The 15,905-nt window shown below is 62.4% G+C and carries 14 protein-coding genes, 1 tRNA gene and 1 pseudogene; 8 read left to right on the forward strand and 8 right to left on the reverse strand.

The features are described from left to right. Positions 1–46 precede the first annotated feature (46 nt). Entirely contained in the window at positions 47–676 is a 630-nt protein-coding gene (locus tag NKH06_RS20265) for an invasion associated locus B family protein (RefSeq protein WP_013531658.1), read from the reverse strand. Between the two features lie 232 nt (positions 677–908). Here NKH06_RS20265 and NKH06_RS20270 point away from each other — a divergent pair, with 232 nt between their 5' ends. Together NKH06_RS20270 and NKH06_RS20275 are read left to right on the forward strand one after the other, a co-directional pair. Beyond that, positions 909–2,729, forward strand: a complete 1,821-nt coding sequence (locus NKH06_RS20270) for an extracellular solute-binding protein (RefSeq protein ID WP_023811878.1) — start codon at positions 909–911, stop codon at positions 2,727–2,729. A gap of 17 nt (positions 2,730–2,746) precedes the next feature. Beyond that, the gene (locus NKH06_RS20275; RefSeq protein WP_023811877.1) at positions 2,747–3,427 is read left to right on the forward strand and encodes a DsbA family oxidoreductase; all 681 of its coding nucleotides are present in this window, start codon (positions 2,747–2,749) and stop codon (positions 3,425–3,427) included. Here the strand turns inward: NKH06_RS20275 and NKH06_RS20280 are convergent. Both NKH06_RS20280 and NKH06_RS20285 read right to left on the reverse strand, forming a co-directional pair. Then, a pseudogene (locus NKH06_RS20280) lies at positions 3,406–3,513 on the reverse strand (hypothetical protein); the annotation flags it as partial. The gene NKH06_RS20275 and the pseudogene NKH06_RS20280 sit on opposite strands and share 22 nt — an antisense overlap. Continuing rightward, positions 3,465–3,902, reverse strand: coding sequence for a hypothetical protein (locus NKH06_RS20285; RefSeq protein WP_023811876.1), 438 nt, complete (start codon positions 3,900–3,902; stop codon positions 3,465–3,467). The gene NKH06_RS20285 and the pseudogene NKH06_RS20280, both read right to left, overlap by 49 nt. A 599-nt stretch (positions 3,903–4,501) precedes the next feature. On the opposite strand from NKH06_RS20285, the gene NKH06_RS20290 reads away from it, so the two are divergent. Continuing rightward, positions 4,502–6,400 (forward strand): ABC transporter ATP-binding protein/permease, encoded by a 1,899-nt coding sequence (locus NKH06_RS20290; protein WP_164780439.1) that lies wholly within the window; start codon positions 4,502–4,504, stop codon positions 6,398–6,400. A 273-nt stretch (positions 6,401–6,673) separates the two neighbouring features. Next, positions 6,674–8,038, forward strand: coding sequence for a magnesium transporter (gene mgtE / locus NKH06_RS20295; RefSeq protein ID WP_352442441.1), 1,365 nt, complete (start codon positions 6,674–6,676; stop codon positions 8,036–8,038). Positions 8,039–8,261: 223 nt separating this feature from the next. On the opposite strand, the gene gor is transcribed toward mgtE, so the two are convergent. The 3 genes from gor to rpiA all read right to left on the reverse strand — a co-directional run bounded on the left by gor (position 8,262) and on the right by rpiA (position 11,091). Further along, entirely contained in the window at positions 8,262–9,653 is a 1,392-nt protein-coding gene (gene gor / locus NKH06_RS20300) for a glutathione-disulfide reductase (protein WP_352893773.1), read from the reverse strand. A 117-nt stretch (positions 9,654–9,770) separates the two neighbouring features. Continuing rightward, a complete protein-coding gene (locus NKH06_RS20305; RefSeq protein ID WP_352442439.1) occupies positions 9,771–10,373 on the reverse strand; it encodes a DUF2059 domain-containing protein in 603 nt (200 codons plus the stop codon). Further along, positions 10,360–11,091 (reverse strand): ribose-5-phosphate isomerase RpiA, encoded by a 732-nt coding sequence (rpiA, locus tag NKH06_RS20310; RefSeq protein ID WP_352893775.1) that lies wholly within the window; start codon positions 11,089–11,091, stop codon positions 10,360–10,362. Before rpiA ends, NKH06_RS20305 begins: the two co-directional genes overlap by 14 nt. Before the next feature lie 320 nt (positions 11,092–11,411). Between rpiA and NKH06_RS20315 the strand changes: the two genes are divergently transcribed. Then, positions 11,412–12,092 carry a phosphoglycolate phosphatase gene (locus NKH06_RS20315; RefSeq protein ID WP_352893776.1) on the forward strand — a complete coding sequence of 227 codons (681 nt, stop codon included), beginning with the start codon at positions 11,412–11,414 and terminating at the stop codon, positions 12,090–12,092. A gap of 363 nt (positions 12,093–12,455) precedes the next feature. After that, positions 12,456–12,530, forward strand: a tRNA-Val gene (locus NKH06_RS20320). 49 nt (positions 12,531–12,579) lie between these two features. Here NKH06_RS20320 and NKH06_RS20325 read toward each other — a convergent pair. After that, positions 12,580–12,933, reverse strand: a complete 354-nt coding sequence (locus tag NKH06_RS20325; RefSeq protein WP_352893778.1) for a hypothetical protein — start codon at positions 12,931–12,933, stop codon at positions 12,580–12,582. Positions 12,934–13,605: 672 nt separating this feature from the next. On the opposite strand from NKH06_RS20325, the gene NKH06_RS20335 reads away from it, so the two are divergent. Together NKH06_RS20335 and NKH06_RS20340 are read left to right on the forward strand one after the other, a co-directional pair. Further along, the gene (locus tag NKH06_RS20335) at positions 13,606–13,863 is read left to right on the forward strand and encodes a PepSY domain-containing protein (RefSeq protein WP_128303661.1); all 258 of its coding nucleotides are present in this window, start codon (positions 13,606–13,608) and stop codon (positions 13,861–13,863) included. Positions 13,864–14,244: 381 nt separating this feature from the next. Further along, positions 14,245–14,730, forward strand: a complete 486-nt coding sequence (locus tag NKH06_RS20340; protein WP_352677244.1) for a hypothetical protein — start codon at positions 14,245–14,247, stop codon at positions 14,728–14,730. A gap of 153 nt (positions 14,731–14,883) precedes the next feature. On the opposite strand, the gene NKH06_RS20345 is transcribed toward NKH06_RS20340, so the two are convergent. Further along, entirely contained in the window at positions 14,884–15,774 is an 891-nt protein-coding gene (locus tag NKH06_RS20345; protein WP_352552208.1) for an arginase family protein, read from the reverse strand. Positions 15,775–15,905: the final 131 nt, after the last annotated feature.

Here is a 15,905-nt window from a genome sequence, read left to right on the forward strand (position 1 = left end):
GCGGGGCATGACCCCGCTTCTTTGTTGGCCGGACGATATCGGCCGATCAGTTGGCGGTCTTCGCCTTGTCCTGCTCTTCCTTGAGCTTCTTGGCGAAATCCTGGTTGTTCTTGGCGACGAAGTCCTGAAGCTTCTTCTGCCGGTCCTCGATGTCCGACTGCTGCAGCGCCGGGCCGTCATAGGCGCCGCTGAAGCCCTGCAGGGCGATCTTGATCGGATTGGGCTGGTTCTGGAAATTGACGGAAGTCAGCGTGATCGCCTGGCCTTTCTTGAATGCCGCGACGAGTTGATCGGTCAGCGGCACTTCGGCCACGCAACGATCCGGGAAGCAGATCACATAATCGAGCTTCTGCGCCTTGCCGGTGTCGATCTGCAGGCCGATTCCGGGAGGCACCAGACGGCCGGTCGGCACCGTCACCTGGAACACCTTGCGGTTCACCTTGCCCTTCAGCTCGATCAGGCTGACGCCGGTGACCAGTTGGCCGTTGCCGGCGGTGGTGATGTTCTGGACATTGCAGATGTCGACGTCTTCCTGCTTGGTGCAGGCCTTGAACCAGCCTTGCGGAATCTGCTGTTGCTGCTGTGCGGAAGCGGCGGGAAGTCCTGCGCCGAGAAAGCCGACCACGCCAGCGGCCATGACCGACAGGCGGTACGCGTTGCTGTTCAGGCTCGTCATGTCGTGCACTTCCTCTCAAATGATCCCGGGACCGGCTTCTTCGTGCCGTGTGGTCCAGCTACCTGTTGCCGAAATGAGGCAACAGAATGACTTCGGAGGGCGTGTTACACTGCAAGCGAGGCCGAATCCAGCCCGGCGTCAGCAATTGTTGAACGCGCGGTTGGCCGGCGCGCAGCCGCCCCATGCTAGGGTGCACACCGAATCATCAAGCCGACCCAATAAGGAGACGGTCATGGGCCGCGTTGTTGTTTGGCTGATTACCGGGATATCGTTTCTCGCCCTTTCGCATCAGCCGGCCGCATCGGAGCCGAAGCACGCTATCGCCATGCAGGGCGAGCCGGCGCTGCCGCCCGGCTATACGCATTTCGATTACGTCAATCCCGATGCGCCGAAGGGTGGCTCGATCACGTATTGCGTCGTCGGCAGCTTCGACAACCTCAACCCTTTCATCCTCAAGAGCCTGCGCACGACGGCGCGCGGCATGATGGACACGATCTTCGGCAATCTGGTCTTCGAGCCGTTGATGCAGCGCAATGCCGACGAGGCTTTCACGCTTTACGGTTTGTTGGCCGACAGCGCCGACATGGACCCGGAGCGCAAGAGCATCGAATTCCATCTCAACCCGAAGGCCAAATGGTCGGACGGCCAGCCAGTGACGCCGGAAGATGTGCTGTTCAGCTACGATGTCTACACCGAGAAAGGGCGACCGCCCTACAGCGACCGCATGGCCAGGGTCGCCAAGCTCGAAAAGACCGGCGATCACAGCGTGCGCTTCACCTTCAACGACAAGGCCGATCGCGAATTCCCGCTGATCATCGCGCTGACCCCAATCATCCCGAAGCATGCCTTCGACAAGGAGACTTTCGACAGGACGACGCTCAAGCCGGTGATCGGCAGTGGCCCCTATACGATCGCGCAGGTGCAGCCCGGCCAGCGCATCGTGTTCAAGCGCAACCCGGATTACTGGGGCAAGGACGTCCCGGCCAAGCGCGGTTTCGACAATTACGACCAGATCACTATCGAGTATTTCCTCAACGCTAACGCCAAGCTCGAAGCGTTCAAGAAAGGCCTTTGCGCCATCGACGACGATAGCGATCCGGTGAAGCGCGAGCGCGATCTCGATTTTCCGGCCTTCCACAAGGGCGATGTGGTCGCGCAGACCTTCGACACCGGCATTCCGCCCGTGGTGACTGGTTTCCTGTTCAACACGCGGTTGCCGAAATTCGCCAACCCGGTCGTGCGGCGCGCGCTCGGTATGCTTTATGACTTCGAATGGGCCAACAAGAACCTGTTCGGCGGCAAGTACGCGCGGACAATGAGCTATTGGCAAAACTCCGAGCTTTCCGCGCTCGGCCATCCAGCGGACGACAAGGAGAAAGCGCTTCTGGCGCCCTACCCCGGCCGCGTGCCGGCCGATGTCATGGACGGTACATGGCGGCCGCCGGTGACCGACGGATCGGGCCAGGACCGCCGCGTGCTGAAGGCAGCCTTCGATCTTTTGAAAAGTGTCGGCTACCACGTGCAGAATGGAACGATGCTCGATCCCGAAGGCAAACCCTTCAGCTTCGAAATCCTGACCGCGTCGCAGGACGAGGAGCGCCTTGCCGGCATCTACCAGCGCACGCTGGAGAAGATCGGCATCGATCTCACCATTCGCAGCCTCGACGGCGATCAGATCCAGTCGCGCAAGCAGCGCTTCGACTTCGAGGTCCTGGTCGGATCGAGCGGCTTCAACAATTCGTTGTCGCCCGGCATCGAGCAGAGCGGGCGCTGGAGTTCCGCCGCGGCCAGGACGGAAGGCTCGTTCAATCTCGCCGGCGTCGCCGATCCGGCTGTGGACGCGGCGATCGAGGCGATGCTGCGCGCCCGCTCCAAGGAGGATTATGTTGCCGCAGTTCGCGTTCTCGACCGGCTGCTGATCTCCGGCAACTACATGGTGCCGATGCAGTACAACACGCAGCAATGGATCGCCTACTGGAACTACCTGGAACATCCGCAAAAGACGCCCATATTCGGGTATCAACTGCCAACATGGTGGCGCAAGCCCAACTGAGGGATCAGGAGGTCGAGATGAGCGAATTGAGCGCCATCACCGTCGATGTGGTGTCCGATGTCGTCTGCCCCTGGTGCTTCATCGGCCAGAAGCGGCTCGACAGGGCGATTGCCGCCGTCGGCGATGTCGACGTGCATGTCCGCTGGCGGCCGTTCCAGCTCGATCCAACCATTCCGTCTGATGGCAAGGACCGCCGCGAATACATGCTGGCAAAATTCGGCAGCGACGAGCGCATCCGCGAGATTCACGCCCGCATCGAGCCGCTGGGCGAAATCGAAGGCATCTCGTTCGCCTTCGACGCCATCAAGGTGGCGCCGAACACGCTGGATGCGCACCGGCTGATCCGCTGGGCAGGTGCCGCCGGCGAAGCCATTCAGAACAGGCTTGTGCGCCGGCTGTTCCAGTTGAATTTCGAGGAAGGCGCCAACATTGGCGATCATGCCGTGCTGGTCGAGGCGGCGCGCGAGGCCGGCATGGATGCGTCCGTGGTCGCCACGCTTTTGCCGACCGAGGCCGATGTCGAGGCGGTGCGCACCGAGATCGCCACCGCGTCGCGCATGGGCATTTCTGGTGTACCGTGCTTCCTGCTCGAGGACAAATACGCGGTCATGGGCGCGCAGGATGCCGACACGCTGGCCGATGCCATTCGCCAGGTGGCGGCCGCCAAGGCGCGCGGCGAACTGGAAAAGGCCGGCTGAGCCGACCGCCCTCTCCTCTCCGCGACAGCAGCAAGCGTTACTTCACCGTCGCCTTGGCCTTGCTGATGAAAAATCCATGGCCGTTCGTGGCCGTGCAGGACAGTCCCTTGCTTGACGACTGGCACGAAAACGGCCCGGCGCTCCAGCTGTTGCCGTAGCCAAGCTTGTCGACATCGCTGCAGCAGCCCTGCTCGCCGGGGTTCTTGATCAGCGTGGCTGGCCCCTTCGGACCCAGGATAATCGTGACGTAGCTTGGCTCGACGCGCGAGCAGCTCAGCTCCGGGCCACCATCCCTTGGTTCATAGGTGCCGGTGCCGCCTTTGGGTGTGTAGATGCAGCCGATGTTGCCGGACGGCGTGTTGAACTCGATCTGGCCTTCGGCGCTGGCCGGGATGCTCTGCTGGCCGGCATGCGCCAAAGGTACGAGGGGCAGCCAGGCGAAGAGGGACAGGATTGCGGCCGCGCGTGCAAGCATTGGGAGCTTCCTTGTTGGAGAACCGAACATGCATGAGTGTCGACGATGCCAGGCAAGGTTCAATCCCAAGCGGATGAATTGTCAAACACAGTCCCTCAGCCGATCCGACAAGGAAGCGCCGCTCGGCCGATTCTCCGGTCACCTCCTGCCTCCGGCAAGGACGACAACGGCACGCCCGGCGAGGTCGCGAACGGCAAATTTTCGGGTGTTCGGGTCAACCTGCTTTGAGAAAAGCGCTCGGTCCGGACGATTTTGAGTTCACAAAACCGTGTGAAAACCTTCCCTAAGGGAAGCCGCGCTAACGTCACGCCCCTATGTATCAGGCATTTGAAATCAAAAGCAATATTCGGATTTTTGCCTATCGTTGTCGCTATATTTCAGCATGTAATCTGTTGCCTCACGGCCACGGCTGCCGGCGCAATCCGGTCGGCCCGGTTTTAAATTAATGGAAAATGATCAATTGGTGTTACCATCCGTAACAAAAGAAAAAAGGTTTGGGCGGGATCGTGATTCGGGTCGGTAGACCATCGCAAGAGTCAGTACCGGAAAAAACACCTCGCGATGCCGCAGGGCGATCGCTTCTGACGCCGGTGTCGTCGATGCGCAGCTTCTGGGGCCTGATGCGGGCCTACTGGGTTTCCGACCGCTGGAAGGAAGCCTGGACGCTGACGCTGGTGATCGCACTGCTCACGGCGCTGTCCAGCAAGGCCGGTGTTTGGTTCGCCGAAGCCTCCGGCGAACTGGTCAACTCGATCGCCTTCTTCCATGACGCCGCCAACACCACGCCGCTTCGCTCGCTGCTGGTCAATGCCGGCGTCCTGGTGCTGCTGGTCGTGCTCAAGGACGCCGGCTTCACCGGCATCCGCAGTCTCGTGTCAGCGACATTGCACCGCAAATGGCGCGGCTGGCTGGACAGCCGCTTCAACGAAGCGCTGCTCGACACCAATCATACGCATTTCCACGCCCAGCATGGTTCGTCCGGCAATGCCGCTCCCGACAACATCGATCAGCGCGTCCAGGAATCGATCAAGGACATGACCGGCGGAGCCATCGGCCTCGCCATGGGCGTCCTGGGTGTTGCCACATCGCTTTATTTCGTCGGCCAGAAATTGCTTGAAAACTCGGCGGAAGTGAAAGGGCTGGAATTTCTCGGCAGCTACGGCAGTGCGGTTTTGGCTTTCCTGGCGGTCGCCACCTACGTGCCGCTGAACACTTGGATCGCGGTCAAACTGGGTCGTCTGCTGGAACGGCTCAACGTCAGGATGCAGCAATCCGAAGGCAGCTATCGCGGCGAGTTGACCACTTTCCTGCGTCGCAGCTTCCATGTCGCGGCCTCGCAAGGCGAGGATGTGCAGAAGACGATGCACAATCGACTTTATGTCGACATCGACCGCACTTGGGCGCGGCTGAATATCGTCAACACAGGCTACAATTCGTTCGAGCTGATCTATAATTTCATTGGCGCCCGCATTGTCGCCTATGGACCTGGCCTGGTGCCGTTCATCCACAACGGTTTCGATCTCAAGGGCTACATAACCGGCTCCGAGCTGGTCAATTCGCTGATCAGTCAATGCTCCTGGTTCATCCACGTCATGCCGAACATCGCAACGTTGCGCGCCAACAGCCAGCGCGTCATCGAATTGGCGCAGGCGATCGAGAATGTCCAGCATCCGCAGGAATTCTACAGCCAGACCGGCCGCTCCGATTTCCACTACACCAGCCAGAACCCGGTTTTTGGCCTGACCATCCAGAAGCTCGAACTGGCGCATCAAGGCGAGGATGCGACGCCCTTCCTCAGCGCCGCCAATCTGCGCTTCCGGCGCGGCGAATGGACTTTCCTGAAAGGCGAGTCCGGCTGCGGCAAGACTTCGCTGATCAAGGCGATCAACGGCCTGTGGCCCTATGGCCGCGGCACCATCGTCTTCCCCGAGGGCGTCAAGAGTTTCTATGCCGCCCAGGAGGTCAAGCTGCAGCAGGTGACGCTGAAGCAACTGGTCTGCCTTCCGGGCTCCGAGCGCGACCATGGCGACGCGCAGGTCGCGTCGGCGCTGCACAAGGCGGGGCTCGGCGACTTTATCGAGCACATGGCCGACGAAAGCCGCGAAGGCAAAAGCTGGGACCAGGTGCTGTCGGGCGGCCAGAAACAGAAGCTGGTGGTGGCCCGCATCGTGCTGCAGCAGCCGGGGCTGCTGTTCCTCGACGAGGCGACCGGCGCGCTCGACCCCGACGGCAAGGTAGCCTTCCACCAGGCCATCAAGGACAACTGCCCCGATGTCACGGTGATCAGCGTCATGCACGAGGCGGTGGCGCCGAGATCGATGACGGGCAGCGAATTCTATCACAGCATCGTCGCGATCGCCGACGGCGTCGCCACCAAGAAGCCGCTGGTTCCGACCCTGCCCGCCGAACTCACCACCATTCTGGTGCAGCCAAGGCCGGTCCCAAGGCCGGTCGAAGACAAATGGCTGCGCTTCTCGCGCCGGCTGAAGCAGAAATAACGGTTAATCCACCCCGGTCTGCCTAGTCGAACGGCGGCCGGCAATCACAGTCTCGCGATCTCGGCCGCTCGTCGGCATTTTCCCTCCTCACCGCGATTGACACGGCAAGGCGCGCTCCTATGTTGCGCCCGCTTGCAGATAGTAAAAAAGCGAACCCGCAAGCGGAAAGGTCACCGCGCCATGCCTGGCGACAGTCACAGTCGAACGCAACAGCCGTCCGCCCTGACGTGACCTCACATGGTTCATGTCCTGCCGGACGGCAAGGAGTGAGCCATGAACGAATTTACCGCCGTAGCCAGCGACGAGGCCGTCGCGATTGCCCGTATCCTAGCCAACGATCACGTCGCCGACATTGTCGAGGCCCTGAACAGCGAGCCTCGAGAGACCGCGACGGAACTGCTCTGTGAAGTGACGTTCGAACGTCTGGTCGAGATCTTCGATCAGCCGGAACTCGACGGCGCGTCCGAACTCATGGAGGCGCTGCCGCGCGCCAAGGCGGGCAAGCTGCTCACCGCGATGTCGGTCGACCGTGCCGCCGACATCCTGCGCGAGCTGGAAGAGCCGGCCCGTTCCGAGCTGCTTGGCGGGCTTGCACCGCCGCTGCGCGCAACGCTGCTCTCCATCCTCGGCTATCCCGAAGGCAGCGCCGCATCGATCATGACGACGGAGTTCGTCAGCGTGCCCTCGGACTGGACCGTCGGGCAAACGCTAGACTACATCCGCAAGGTGGAGCGGACGCGCGAGACCGTGTATGCGATCTATATCGTCGATCCGCAAACGCACCTGCTTGTGCGCTCGACGGGCCTGCGCCGGCTGATCACCGGGGAGCCCGACGATTCGATCATGACGGTGGCGCCGGATCATCTTCCGGTGACGGTCGGACCGCTGACCGATCGCGAAACCCTGGCGCAGACGATCTCCAAATACGATCTGCTCGCCGTTCCGGTCGTCGACCATGGCAAGATCCTCGGCATCGTCACCATCGACGACATCATCGACACGATGGTCGCGGAGACGACCGAGGACGCGCACCGTTTCGGCGGCATGGAGGCGCTGGACGAGCCGTACATGAAGATGAGCTTCCTCGCCATGATCAAGAAACGTGGCGGCTGGCTGTGCGCGCTGTTCATCTCGGAGATGCTGACGGCCAACGCCATGCAGAGCTATGAGGGCGAGCTGGAGAAGGCGATCGTGCTGACGCTGTTCATCCCGCTGATCATGAGCTCCGGCGGCAATTCCGGCTCGCAGGCGACCTCGCTGGTCATCCGCGCGCTGGCGCTGCGCGAGATCGGTCTTGGCGACTGGTGGCGGGTGGCGCTGCGCGAGCTGCCCACCGGTCTCGTGCTGGGCGCCATGCTCGGCGTGGTCGGCGTCTGCCGCATTGCGCTGTGGCAATATATGGGCTTCTACGACTATGGCCCGCACTGGCCGCTGATCGCCACGACGGTGGGTGCTGCACTGGTCGGCATCGTCACCTTCGGTTCGCTGTCGGGGTCGATGCTGCCGTTCGCCTTGAAACGTATCGGCTTCGACCCTGCCAGCGCATCGGCCCCGTTCGTCGCCACGCTGGTCGATGTCACCGGGCTGGTGATCTACTTTTCGGTAGCGCTGGTGATCCTGCGCGGCACGCTGCTGTAGCGGCCAGAATTGGACCGAGACGGTGGCATAAGGATTCTTGCGAAGAGGACCCCCACCCTAACCCTCCCCACAAGGGGGAGGGAATGCTGCCGCGCGCGCTCTTTGAAGCTGAAACGCAAGCGATTTGCCAAGATCGGCACCTCTCCCTCCCCCTTGTGGGGAGGTGGTATTCGTAGGGCGCAAGCATGACGTCCTGATATGCGACCGCCCTCGGCGCTTGCCGTCAATCGACCCGCACGCCGTCCTTCACGCGGTAGGTCGGCTTGTACATGGTGACCAGTTCTTCCGCCGCTGTCGGATGCACGGCCATTGTGCGGTCGAAATCGTCCTTGGTCAGGCCGGCCTTCAGCGGGATGCCGAGAAGCTGCGCCATCTCGCCGGCGTCCGGCCCCAATATGTGGGCGCCAAGCACTTTCTTCGACGCGCCGTCGACCACCAGCTTTATCAGCATCTTCTCATCCCGCCCGGACAGCGTGTGCCGCATCGGCCGGAATGTCGCGCGGTAGATCTCGATGTCGGGGAAGCGTTTGACGGCGTCGTCCTCCGACAGGCCGACCGTGCCGATCTCCGGTTGTGAAAAGACGGCGGTCGCGATCGTCTCGTGATCGGGCGCGGTTGGATTTCCCTTGAAAGCGGTTTCGATAAAACACATCGCCTCGTGGATCGCCACCGGCGTCAGCTGCACGCGGTTGGTGACGTCGCCGATCGCCCAGATGCTGTCGATATTGGTGCGGGAATATTGGTCGACGGCGATGGCGCCGGTCTTGGTCATCTCCAGTCCGATGCCTTCCAGGCCCATATTCTCGGTGTTGGGAATGCGGCCGATGGCCAGCATCACCTGGTCGACGGTCAGCACCTCGCCGCCGCTGACGAGCGCGTCGAGCCGGCCGTCCGGCCGCTTGCGGATCCATTCGGACACGGAATGGCAGAGGATTCTTATCCCCTTCTTTTCCATCGTTTCGTGCAGCATGCGCCGCAGGTCCATGTCGAACCGGCTGAGGATCTCCTTGCCGCGATAGACCAGCGTGGTGTCGACGCCGAGACCGTGAAAAATGTTGGCGAACTCGACAGCAATGTAACCGCCGCCCTCGATCATGATCGCCTTGGGCAGTTTCTCGAGGTCGAAAGCCTCGTTGGAAAAGATGCAATGTTCATGGCCGGGCAGCGCCGGATGCGCTGCGGGTCGGCCGCCGGTGGCAATCAGGATCTGGTCTGCTGTGACGGTGCGATCCTCACCCAGGAGATGCACGACATGCGGGTCGACGATCATGGCGCGCGAGTGAAAGGTCTCGCCGCCGGCGCCCTCGACGTTCCTGACGTAGATCGCCTCCAGCCGGCTGATCTCGCGATCCTTGTTGGCGACCAGCGTCTGCCAGTCGAAACTGGCTTCCGGCACCGTCCAGCCATAGCCGGCGGCGTCGGCAAAATGCTCGGGAAATTGCGAGGCATAGACATAGAGCTTTTTCGGCACGCAGCCGCGGATGACGCAGGTGCCCCCATAGCGGTATTCCTCGGCGATCCCGACACGCTTGCCGAGAGCCGCGGCGACACGCGCCGCCCTGACCCCGCCCGAACCGCCGCCGATGACGAAAAGATCGTAGTCGTAACCAGCCATGACGCGGCTCTCCAGGCTTCAGAAATGTGTCAGACAGGTAGGCCGCAAACCATCAAAAGAAAAGCCCGGACAGGCCGGGCTTTCGCGGGAGGCCGCAAGGCCATTTGAAATGCGGGATCAGTTGTTGTCCGCGGGGGCCGCGCCATCGGCGGGCGCTGCGCCATCGGCCGGAGCGGCGGCTCCGTCGGCGGGCGCGGCAGGTGCTGCCTGCGCCTTTGCCTTGGCGGCTGCGGCCAGCGTTTCGCCGACTTGCTGGGCGAGATCGCGGCCGAGGCCGTTCTGCCAGATGTCGGCTGCCTTGACCAGTTCGCGGGTCACCGTCGGGCCGCTATCGAGCAGCTTCTTGCCCGAATCGGAATTGTAGAAGGCGGCGATGTCGGCCAGTTCCTTTTCGGAGAACACTTTTGCGTAGGCGAGTGCTGCTTCCTTCTCGAGGTCGGCGCGGCGCGAGGCCAGCGCCAGCGCCTTCTCGCTGATCGTCTTGCCGATCAGTTCCTGCATGTCCGGGTTCTTCTGGATCAGCTGCGATTCGAGCGCCGCGGCTGCCTGCGGCAGGATGTTGTCGAACGGGTCGGTCGCGTGGATCGCAGCGACCGCCGCGCGGGCGGCCTTCAGGTGCGAATCCGTGACATCCTGCGAAAACGCCGGCGAAGAGAAGGCGAAAACGGCCGACGCCGCCAGAAGGACGGAAAGGCTGCGAACCCGGTTATGCAACGTCATGATCGGTAGAACTCCCTGGTTTTCGGGCGGCATGGACGGTTTGGATACCGTCGCCGCCGGCGATGATGGCCGCTGAAGCCAGCCCGATGAAAAGACCATGCTCGACCACGCCCGGAATGGCGTGGAGAGCATTCGAAAGCGCTCTTGTATCCGGAATGCGGCCAAAAGATGCATCGAGGATAAAATGGCCGCCGTCTGTAACAAAAGCCTGCCCCCCCGTCATCCTCAATGTGACCGGCCCGGAAAGACCGAGCTTTTCAGCCGCTGCGGCAACCGCGATTTCAGTGGCGCGCAGGCCGAACGGATTGACCTCGATCGGCAGCGGAAAACGGCCGAGCGTCTCGACCATCTTGGAGCGGTCGGCGATGACGATCATGCGCTGGGACGCCGCGGCGACGATCTTCTCGCGCAGCAGCGCGCCGCCGCCGCCCTTGACCAAGGTCAGTTCCGGGTCGACTTCGTCGGCGCCGTCGACGGTGAGATCGAGCTCTGGCGTTTCCTCCAGCGTCGACAGCGGCACGCCAAGCTCGCGGCACAGCGAAGCGGTGCGCTCCGAGGTCGGCACGCCGATGACGGTCATGCCGGTGGCAACCTTTTCGGCAAGCAGCCGCACGAACTCTTCGGCCGTGGTGCCGGTGCCGATGCCGAGCCGCATGCCGTCGCTCACATGGGCGAGTGCCGCCCGCGCGGCTTCGACCTTCAACTGCCTTGCATCCATGTCGATTGTTGCCCCGGAAATTCGCTGCCGGGCTCGTAGCATTTTTGCCGGTTCGATCAAAGCCCTGGACGGCGCTTCTCCAGGTCATGCCTGTATAGGAATTATTTCCTTGACCGGTGAGGGCAGCTATGCTACATTTTTGTCCATGGTGCTGATTTGCGCCACAACCCGCCGTCGAGGCGGGTTTTTTCATATAGGATGGCCCGCCGCGAATGTCCGGCCTGAAGGGCAGGCCCCGCCTGAACGAACTGGCCCCGCGCTTGCCTTGACGCGCCACAGCCGCTATCGCCTGCCCATTGCACACCTGCCCAGGACAGACCATGACCCGACCGATCATCGTGTTCGACCTCGACGGTACGCTGATCGACACAGCGCCAGACCTGCTCGACAGCCTGAACCACAGCCTGGCCGCCAGCGAGATCGCGGCGGTCGACGAAGCCGGCTTCAGGCGTTTTGTCGGTCACGGCGGCCGGGTGATGATCGAGCGGGCGCACGCCGCCCATCAGCGATCGCTCGATGTCGCGGAGCACGACCGGCTGCTGAAACTGTTCCTCGACCACTACACAATCAACATCCCCGGCAAATCGCGCCCCTACCCCGGTGTCGTCGAGGCGATCGCGCGCTTCGAGGAGGCCGGCTATCTCCTGGCCATCTGCACCAACAAATACGAAGCCAACTCGCTGGCGCTGATCGAGGCGCTCGGCCTATCCAGGCATTTCGCGGCCATCGCCGGCCAGGACACGTTCGCCTTCCGCAAGCCCGACCCGCGCCATCTGATCGAGACCATCAAGCTGGCCGGTGGCGACCCGCACTGCGCGCTGATGGTCGGCGATTCGCAAACCGACATCGACACGGCGAAAGCCGCTGGCATCCCGGTGGTGGCGGTCGATTTCGGCTACACCGACCGCCATGTCAGCGAATTCGAGCCCTCGGCGGTGATCTCGCATTTCGACGCCCTGACGCTCGGTCTGGCGCAGAAGCTGATTGCCGCCGCCGGGTAGTGACGGGGAGTGGCGCAGGCAATCGCATATGGGCAAAGGCTTGCGTCCTACGAATACCTCCACCCCTAACCCCTCCCCACAAAGCGGGAGGAGATTCCGTCGGCGCTGATATCAGCAGATTTCCAACGTTCTCGACGCAAAAGGCGAGAGCGCGGCAGCTTCCCTCCCCTTGTGGGGAGGGCTAGGGTGGGGGTCCTCTTCGCAAGAATCTATACTCGATAGCGTTGGGAAGCGGCCTGCCCCCCTCGGCGACAACGCGGAAAGGGCAGCAAATCCGATCCTTAGCCGAACGCCGAACACCGCCTTGACTTCCCGCACCCGCCTCCCTTATATCGCGGCTCGCTTGGCCTTTGGGCAACGAGCGGGCGATTAGCTCAGCGGGAGAGCACACCCTTCACACGGGTGGGGTCGCAGGTTCAATCCCTGCATCGCCCACCAAAGTCCTTACGGCAGTCGGCGATGTCTGGTGGAGATGCACCAGACGCGATCAGCGCTTCATCGAGTGCAGGATGGCCTGCATGTGCTCTTCCAGGTCGAGTTCACCCCGAGCCTCAGCGGTCAACAGGTAATCGGCCTTGGCCCGGCGGTCGCCTCGGGTGATCGCCGGATAGGAGCAGATGGCCAGCAAGGCTTCCTGTTCAATCCGGTCTGCCCTCTCGCGTTCGTGGCTGCTGCTGCCCGCTTGATGAACAACCCTGTGAAGCCCGACATAGCTGGCTTCATGGGCTCCGATCAGCGCCCGCAATTCGGGTGAGGCACCTTCCCCTTCGGCAAACGTCGGTTCGACGACCGAGGCCACGGCGGCGAACGCAAAAAGTGTACGGCGGGTGACTTCGGGCATGCCTCATATCCCTGCTGTTTGATCATGCAGGCACACCATAGCACCGGCGCAACGGTTCGCAGAGATGCTCGGGGACGCGACCACACTGTCTGCTGACAGATGTATTCGCTTCCGTAGCCCGCCCGCCCAGCAGCTGGTGTGGCCTTAAGTCGCAATGATTGGCCTCCGAAAAGCAGGGTTTCGGGCTTCATTGACGCTGCGACCAACACCATATGGTGATCCACAGCCCTCCAAAACGAGAGAAGCTCGCCTTGACACGGTCGCATTGCGGCCATCGGCCGGCAATGGCTATGAACCAGGAACCTGAAAAACCATGCCTGAAAATATCAGACCGATTTCGAAAGACGTCCCCCTCATTCAGCTAGGCGTCTATCAGTGCCGCTTCCCGGTGAGCGAAGACCGGTCGGTACCCGGCGGTTATCGTTTCTGTGCCGGGCCAACTTCGGCGGATCGCGTCTATTGCGATCACCACCACAGCATCGTGACCGCCGTCGACCCTCGCCGAACCCGTTCAGGTCTCCACCCCGCTCAACGACGCGCTGCGTAGGCAAGCGGGCGGCGGCCCCTCGTTCGGGCAGCTGCAAATCGGCGGACCAAATCATCATCTGTTCCAGCTGCGGAACAAACCGGCGCGCCAGCGAGTTTCTGTCCGACGAAACTTGAGGGAAAGCCATGTCCAGATTTCTGCTGGCGACCAGCATCGCCGTTCTTCTCGCCGGTGGGCCGGCCTTGGCCGCGGACGACAAGCCGTTGCCGCCGCCCAATGCCAAGAAGCTGTCGGAGATCATCGCCAAGGTCGAGCAGCGCGACGGCTTTCGCTATGTGGACGAGGTCGACTGGGACAGCGGCGCCTACACCGTAACCTATTATACGGCAGACAAGGCGAAGGTCGAAATCACCTATGATCCTGTGACGGCGGAGCCGAAATAGGGGACGTTCCGACGCGAATTCACTGGCCCTTTCTTGGCTGTGTCATCGGCCTTTCCGCGCTAGCGCCGCCCCTCACCTGCCTGCCGGCATCCTCTCCCCGTATAGTGACGGGGAGAGGGACGCTCTCATCGCCGGTTTCGCCAATCATCAACGTTGAAAGATGAGCACCAGCGGTACAAACCGCCTTTTCTCCCCGTCACTATACGGGGAGAAATGTCCGGCAGGACAATGAGGGGCAGCGCTGACTTTGGCGATTGGCGTTCTCCGCTGCAAGTCGGACTTGTCGTTGGCCTAAAGCGATTGCCTTGGCACAAAGGCCGCCTCCCCTTGCGTCAGGCCCGCTTTGATGGCTGACTGTCGCGACGCGGGCCGCATTGGGGGATGGGCATGGCGACGGCGAAGCACGTGATGAAGCGCATATTGATGATGTTGGCCGGCTACTTCGTGTCGGTGCTGGTCGGCCTGATCGCCATCGCGGTGATCTATGGCGTGCTCAGTTCCTTGCCCAACGCGCCCAACTATTTCGACGTCATGGGCGTTTCGCCGATTGCGGTGCTGCTGGTGCCGCCGCTCGGCATGTTCGTCTATTTCCTGACGATCGTGGTGACCGCGCTGCAGACGCTGATCTTCGCGTTGATCGCCGAGTTCTTCTCGTTGCGCAATGTCCTGCTGCACATGGTTTTCGGCGCCGGCGCCGCGGTCGGCGGCTTCGCCCTGATCTGGCCGAGCGCACCGGAGGATATGGACCCGGAGCGTTGGGTCGACATCGGCATCATTGCCGCTGCCGGCCTTGTCGCCGGGTTGCTCTATTGGCTGATCGCCGGGCGCGACGCCGGCTTCCGGCGGCCATTGTTCCAGCGCTACTAGCTTGCAGGCTCACAATCGCGAGCCCGGCATATCGGCTCATGCCGAGCCTGAAAGAAACAGATTCCGCCGCATTATGAAAGCCGCCAGTCGGAAAACGATCTCAAATCGGTCGCTCAGTGCGCCTTGCTGCCTGAGAGCAGCCATAGCTCGTCGTCATGGCGCTGCTGTTCCGAGCGCAGCGGCCAGTACGTCGGCGAGGCCGCGTCCGGCGCTGCCGTCCTCATCAAGGCGCGGATTGTAGATGGTGATCTCGAGGCCGACTGCCTTGCCGCTCGCCAAGGCAAGCCGGAGCGCAGCCGTCAGCTCGTCCCACGACAACCCGCCTGGCACGCGAAAATCGACAGCTGGCATGATGACGTCGTCGAGACAGTCGGCGTCGAGATGGATGAAGAAGCCGTCCAATTCAGCTCTCGTCAGGTGATCGATCGCTTCGCATGCGGCGGTCTCGATGCCCGTGGCGCGCACAGCGGGAAGGTCAAGCACCTTGAGCTCTTCGGGGAGCGGCTGGCTTCCGTACTCCTCCTGATCCTTGTGATCGCGATACGCGAAGGCGACAACGTCTTCAGGGCGGACCAGAGGACCGCGACCTTCGATGTCGGTCAGGAGCGACGGACCGTAGCCGGTGACGAAGGCGAGGTCCATCGAGGCGCCCTCACCATTGGGTTCCGCCTCTGGCTGGAAGAAATCGGCGTTGCCGTCAATGAAGAGCAAGCCGTAGCGGCCGCGTCGTCGAAACGCGAGCGCCGAGCCCAGCACGATCGTGCAATCGCCGCCCAGCACCACTGGAAACCCGCCTGCGTCAAGCACCGCTTCCACGGCGTCGGCGAGCTTGGGCGACCACTGCGCAATTGCCCTGGCGTTCAGGGTGCCGGTCTCGGGATCGGGCGTCGGGTCCTTCGGAGGCACAACCAGCCGCCCGGCGTGGCGCGCATGGATGCGCTCCGCAAGGCCAAGGTCAAGGAGCCGGTCAGGCAAGCGCTCCACACCGTCGGTCGCCAGGCCCAGCGTGGAAGGGGCTTCGAGAATCGCATAATGGCTCGGCATAGGCGCCTCCATTAGTGACTATTTTGCGGAGTAGGTCAGGGCCTCTGTTTTGTGGCCGTGTGATCGCGAATGAAGGCCCGAAGTCGTTGGCATCGTCGCTATGGTGTCGTGCCAACGGTTGCGCGTCTTCC

The sequence above is a fragment of the Mesorhizobium sp. M1342 genome (assembly GCF_040317955.1).
In the GTDB taxonomy this organism is placed as follows: domain Bacteria; phylum Pseudomonadota; class Alphaproteobacteria; order Rhizobiales; family Rhizobiaceae; genus Mesorhizobium.

Bases quoted from the DNA above. Each gene is read 5' to 3' on its own strand.
- NKH06_RS20265 (WP_013531658.1), bottom strand. From the start codon at position 676: ATGACGAGCCTGAACAGCAACGCGTACCGCCTGTCGGTCATGGCCGCT.
- NKH06_RS20270 (WP_023811878.1), top strand. From the start codon at position 909: ATGGGCCGCGTTGTTGTTTGGCTGATTACCGGGATATCGTTTCTCGCC.
- NKH06_RS20275 (WP_023811877.1), top strand. From the start codon at position 2,747: ATGAGCGAATTGAGCGCCATCACCGTCGATGTGGTGTCCGATGTCGTC.
- NKH06_RS20285 (WP_023811876.1), bottom strand. From the start codon at position 3,902: ATGCTTGCACGCGCGGCCGCAATCCTGTCCCTCTTCGCCTGGCTGCCC.
- NKH06_RS20290 (WP_164780439.1), top strand. From the start codon at position 4,502: ATGCGCAGCTTCTGGGGCCTGATGCGGGCCTACTGGGTTTCCGACCGC.
- mgtE (WP_352442441.1), top strand. From the start codon at position 6,674: ATGAACGAATTTACCGCCGTAGCCAGCGACGAGGCCGTCGCGATTGCC.
- gor (WP_352893773.1), bottom strand. From the start codon at position 9,653: ATGGCTGGTTACGACTACGATCTTTTCGTCATCGGCGGCGGTTCGGGC.
- NKH06_RS20305 (WP_352442439.1), bottom strand. From the start codon at position 10,373: ATGACGTTGCATAACCGGGTTCGCAGCCTTTCCGTCCTTCTGGCGGCG.
- rpiA (WP_352893775.1), bottom strand. From the start codon at position 11,091: ATGGATGCAAGGCAGTTGAAGGTCGAAGCCGCGCGGGCGGCACTCGCC.
- NKH06_RS20315 (WP_352893776.1), top strand. From the start codon at position 11,412: ATGACCCGACCGATCATCGTGTTCGACCTCGACGGTACGCTGATCGAC.
- NKH06_RS20325 (WP_352893778.1), bottom strand. From the start codon at position 12,933: ATGCCCGAAGTCACCCGCCGTACACTTTTTGCGTTCGCCGCCGTGGCC.
- NKH06_RS20335 (WP_128303661.1), top strand. From the start codon at position 13,606: ATGTCCAGATTTCTGCTGGCGACCAGCATCGCCGTTCTTCTCGCCGGT.
- NKH06_RS20340 (WP_352677244.1), top strand. From the start codon at position 14,245: ATGGGCATGGCGACGGCGAAGCACGTGATGAAGCGCATATTGATGATG.
- NKH06_RS20345 (WP_352552208.1), bottom strand. From the start codon at position 15,774: ATGCCGAGCCATTATGCGATTCTCGAAGCCCCTTCCACGCTGGGCCTG.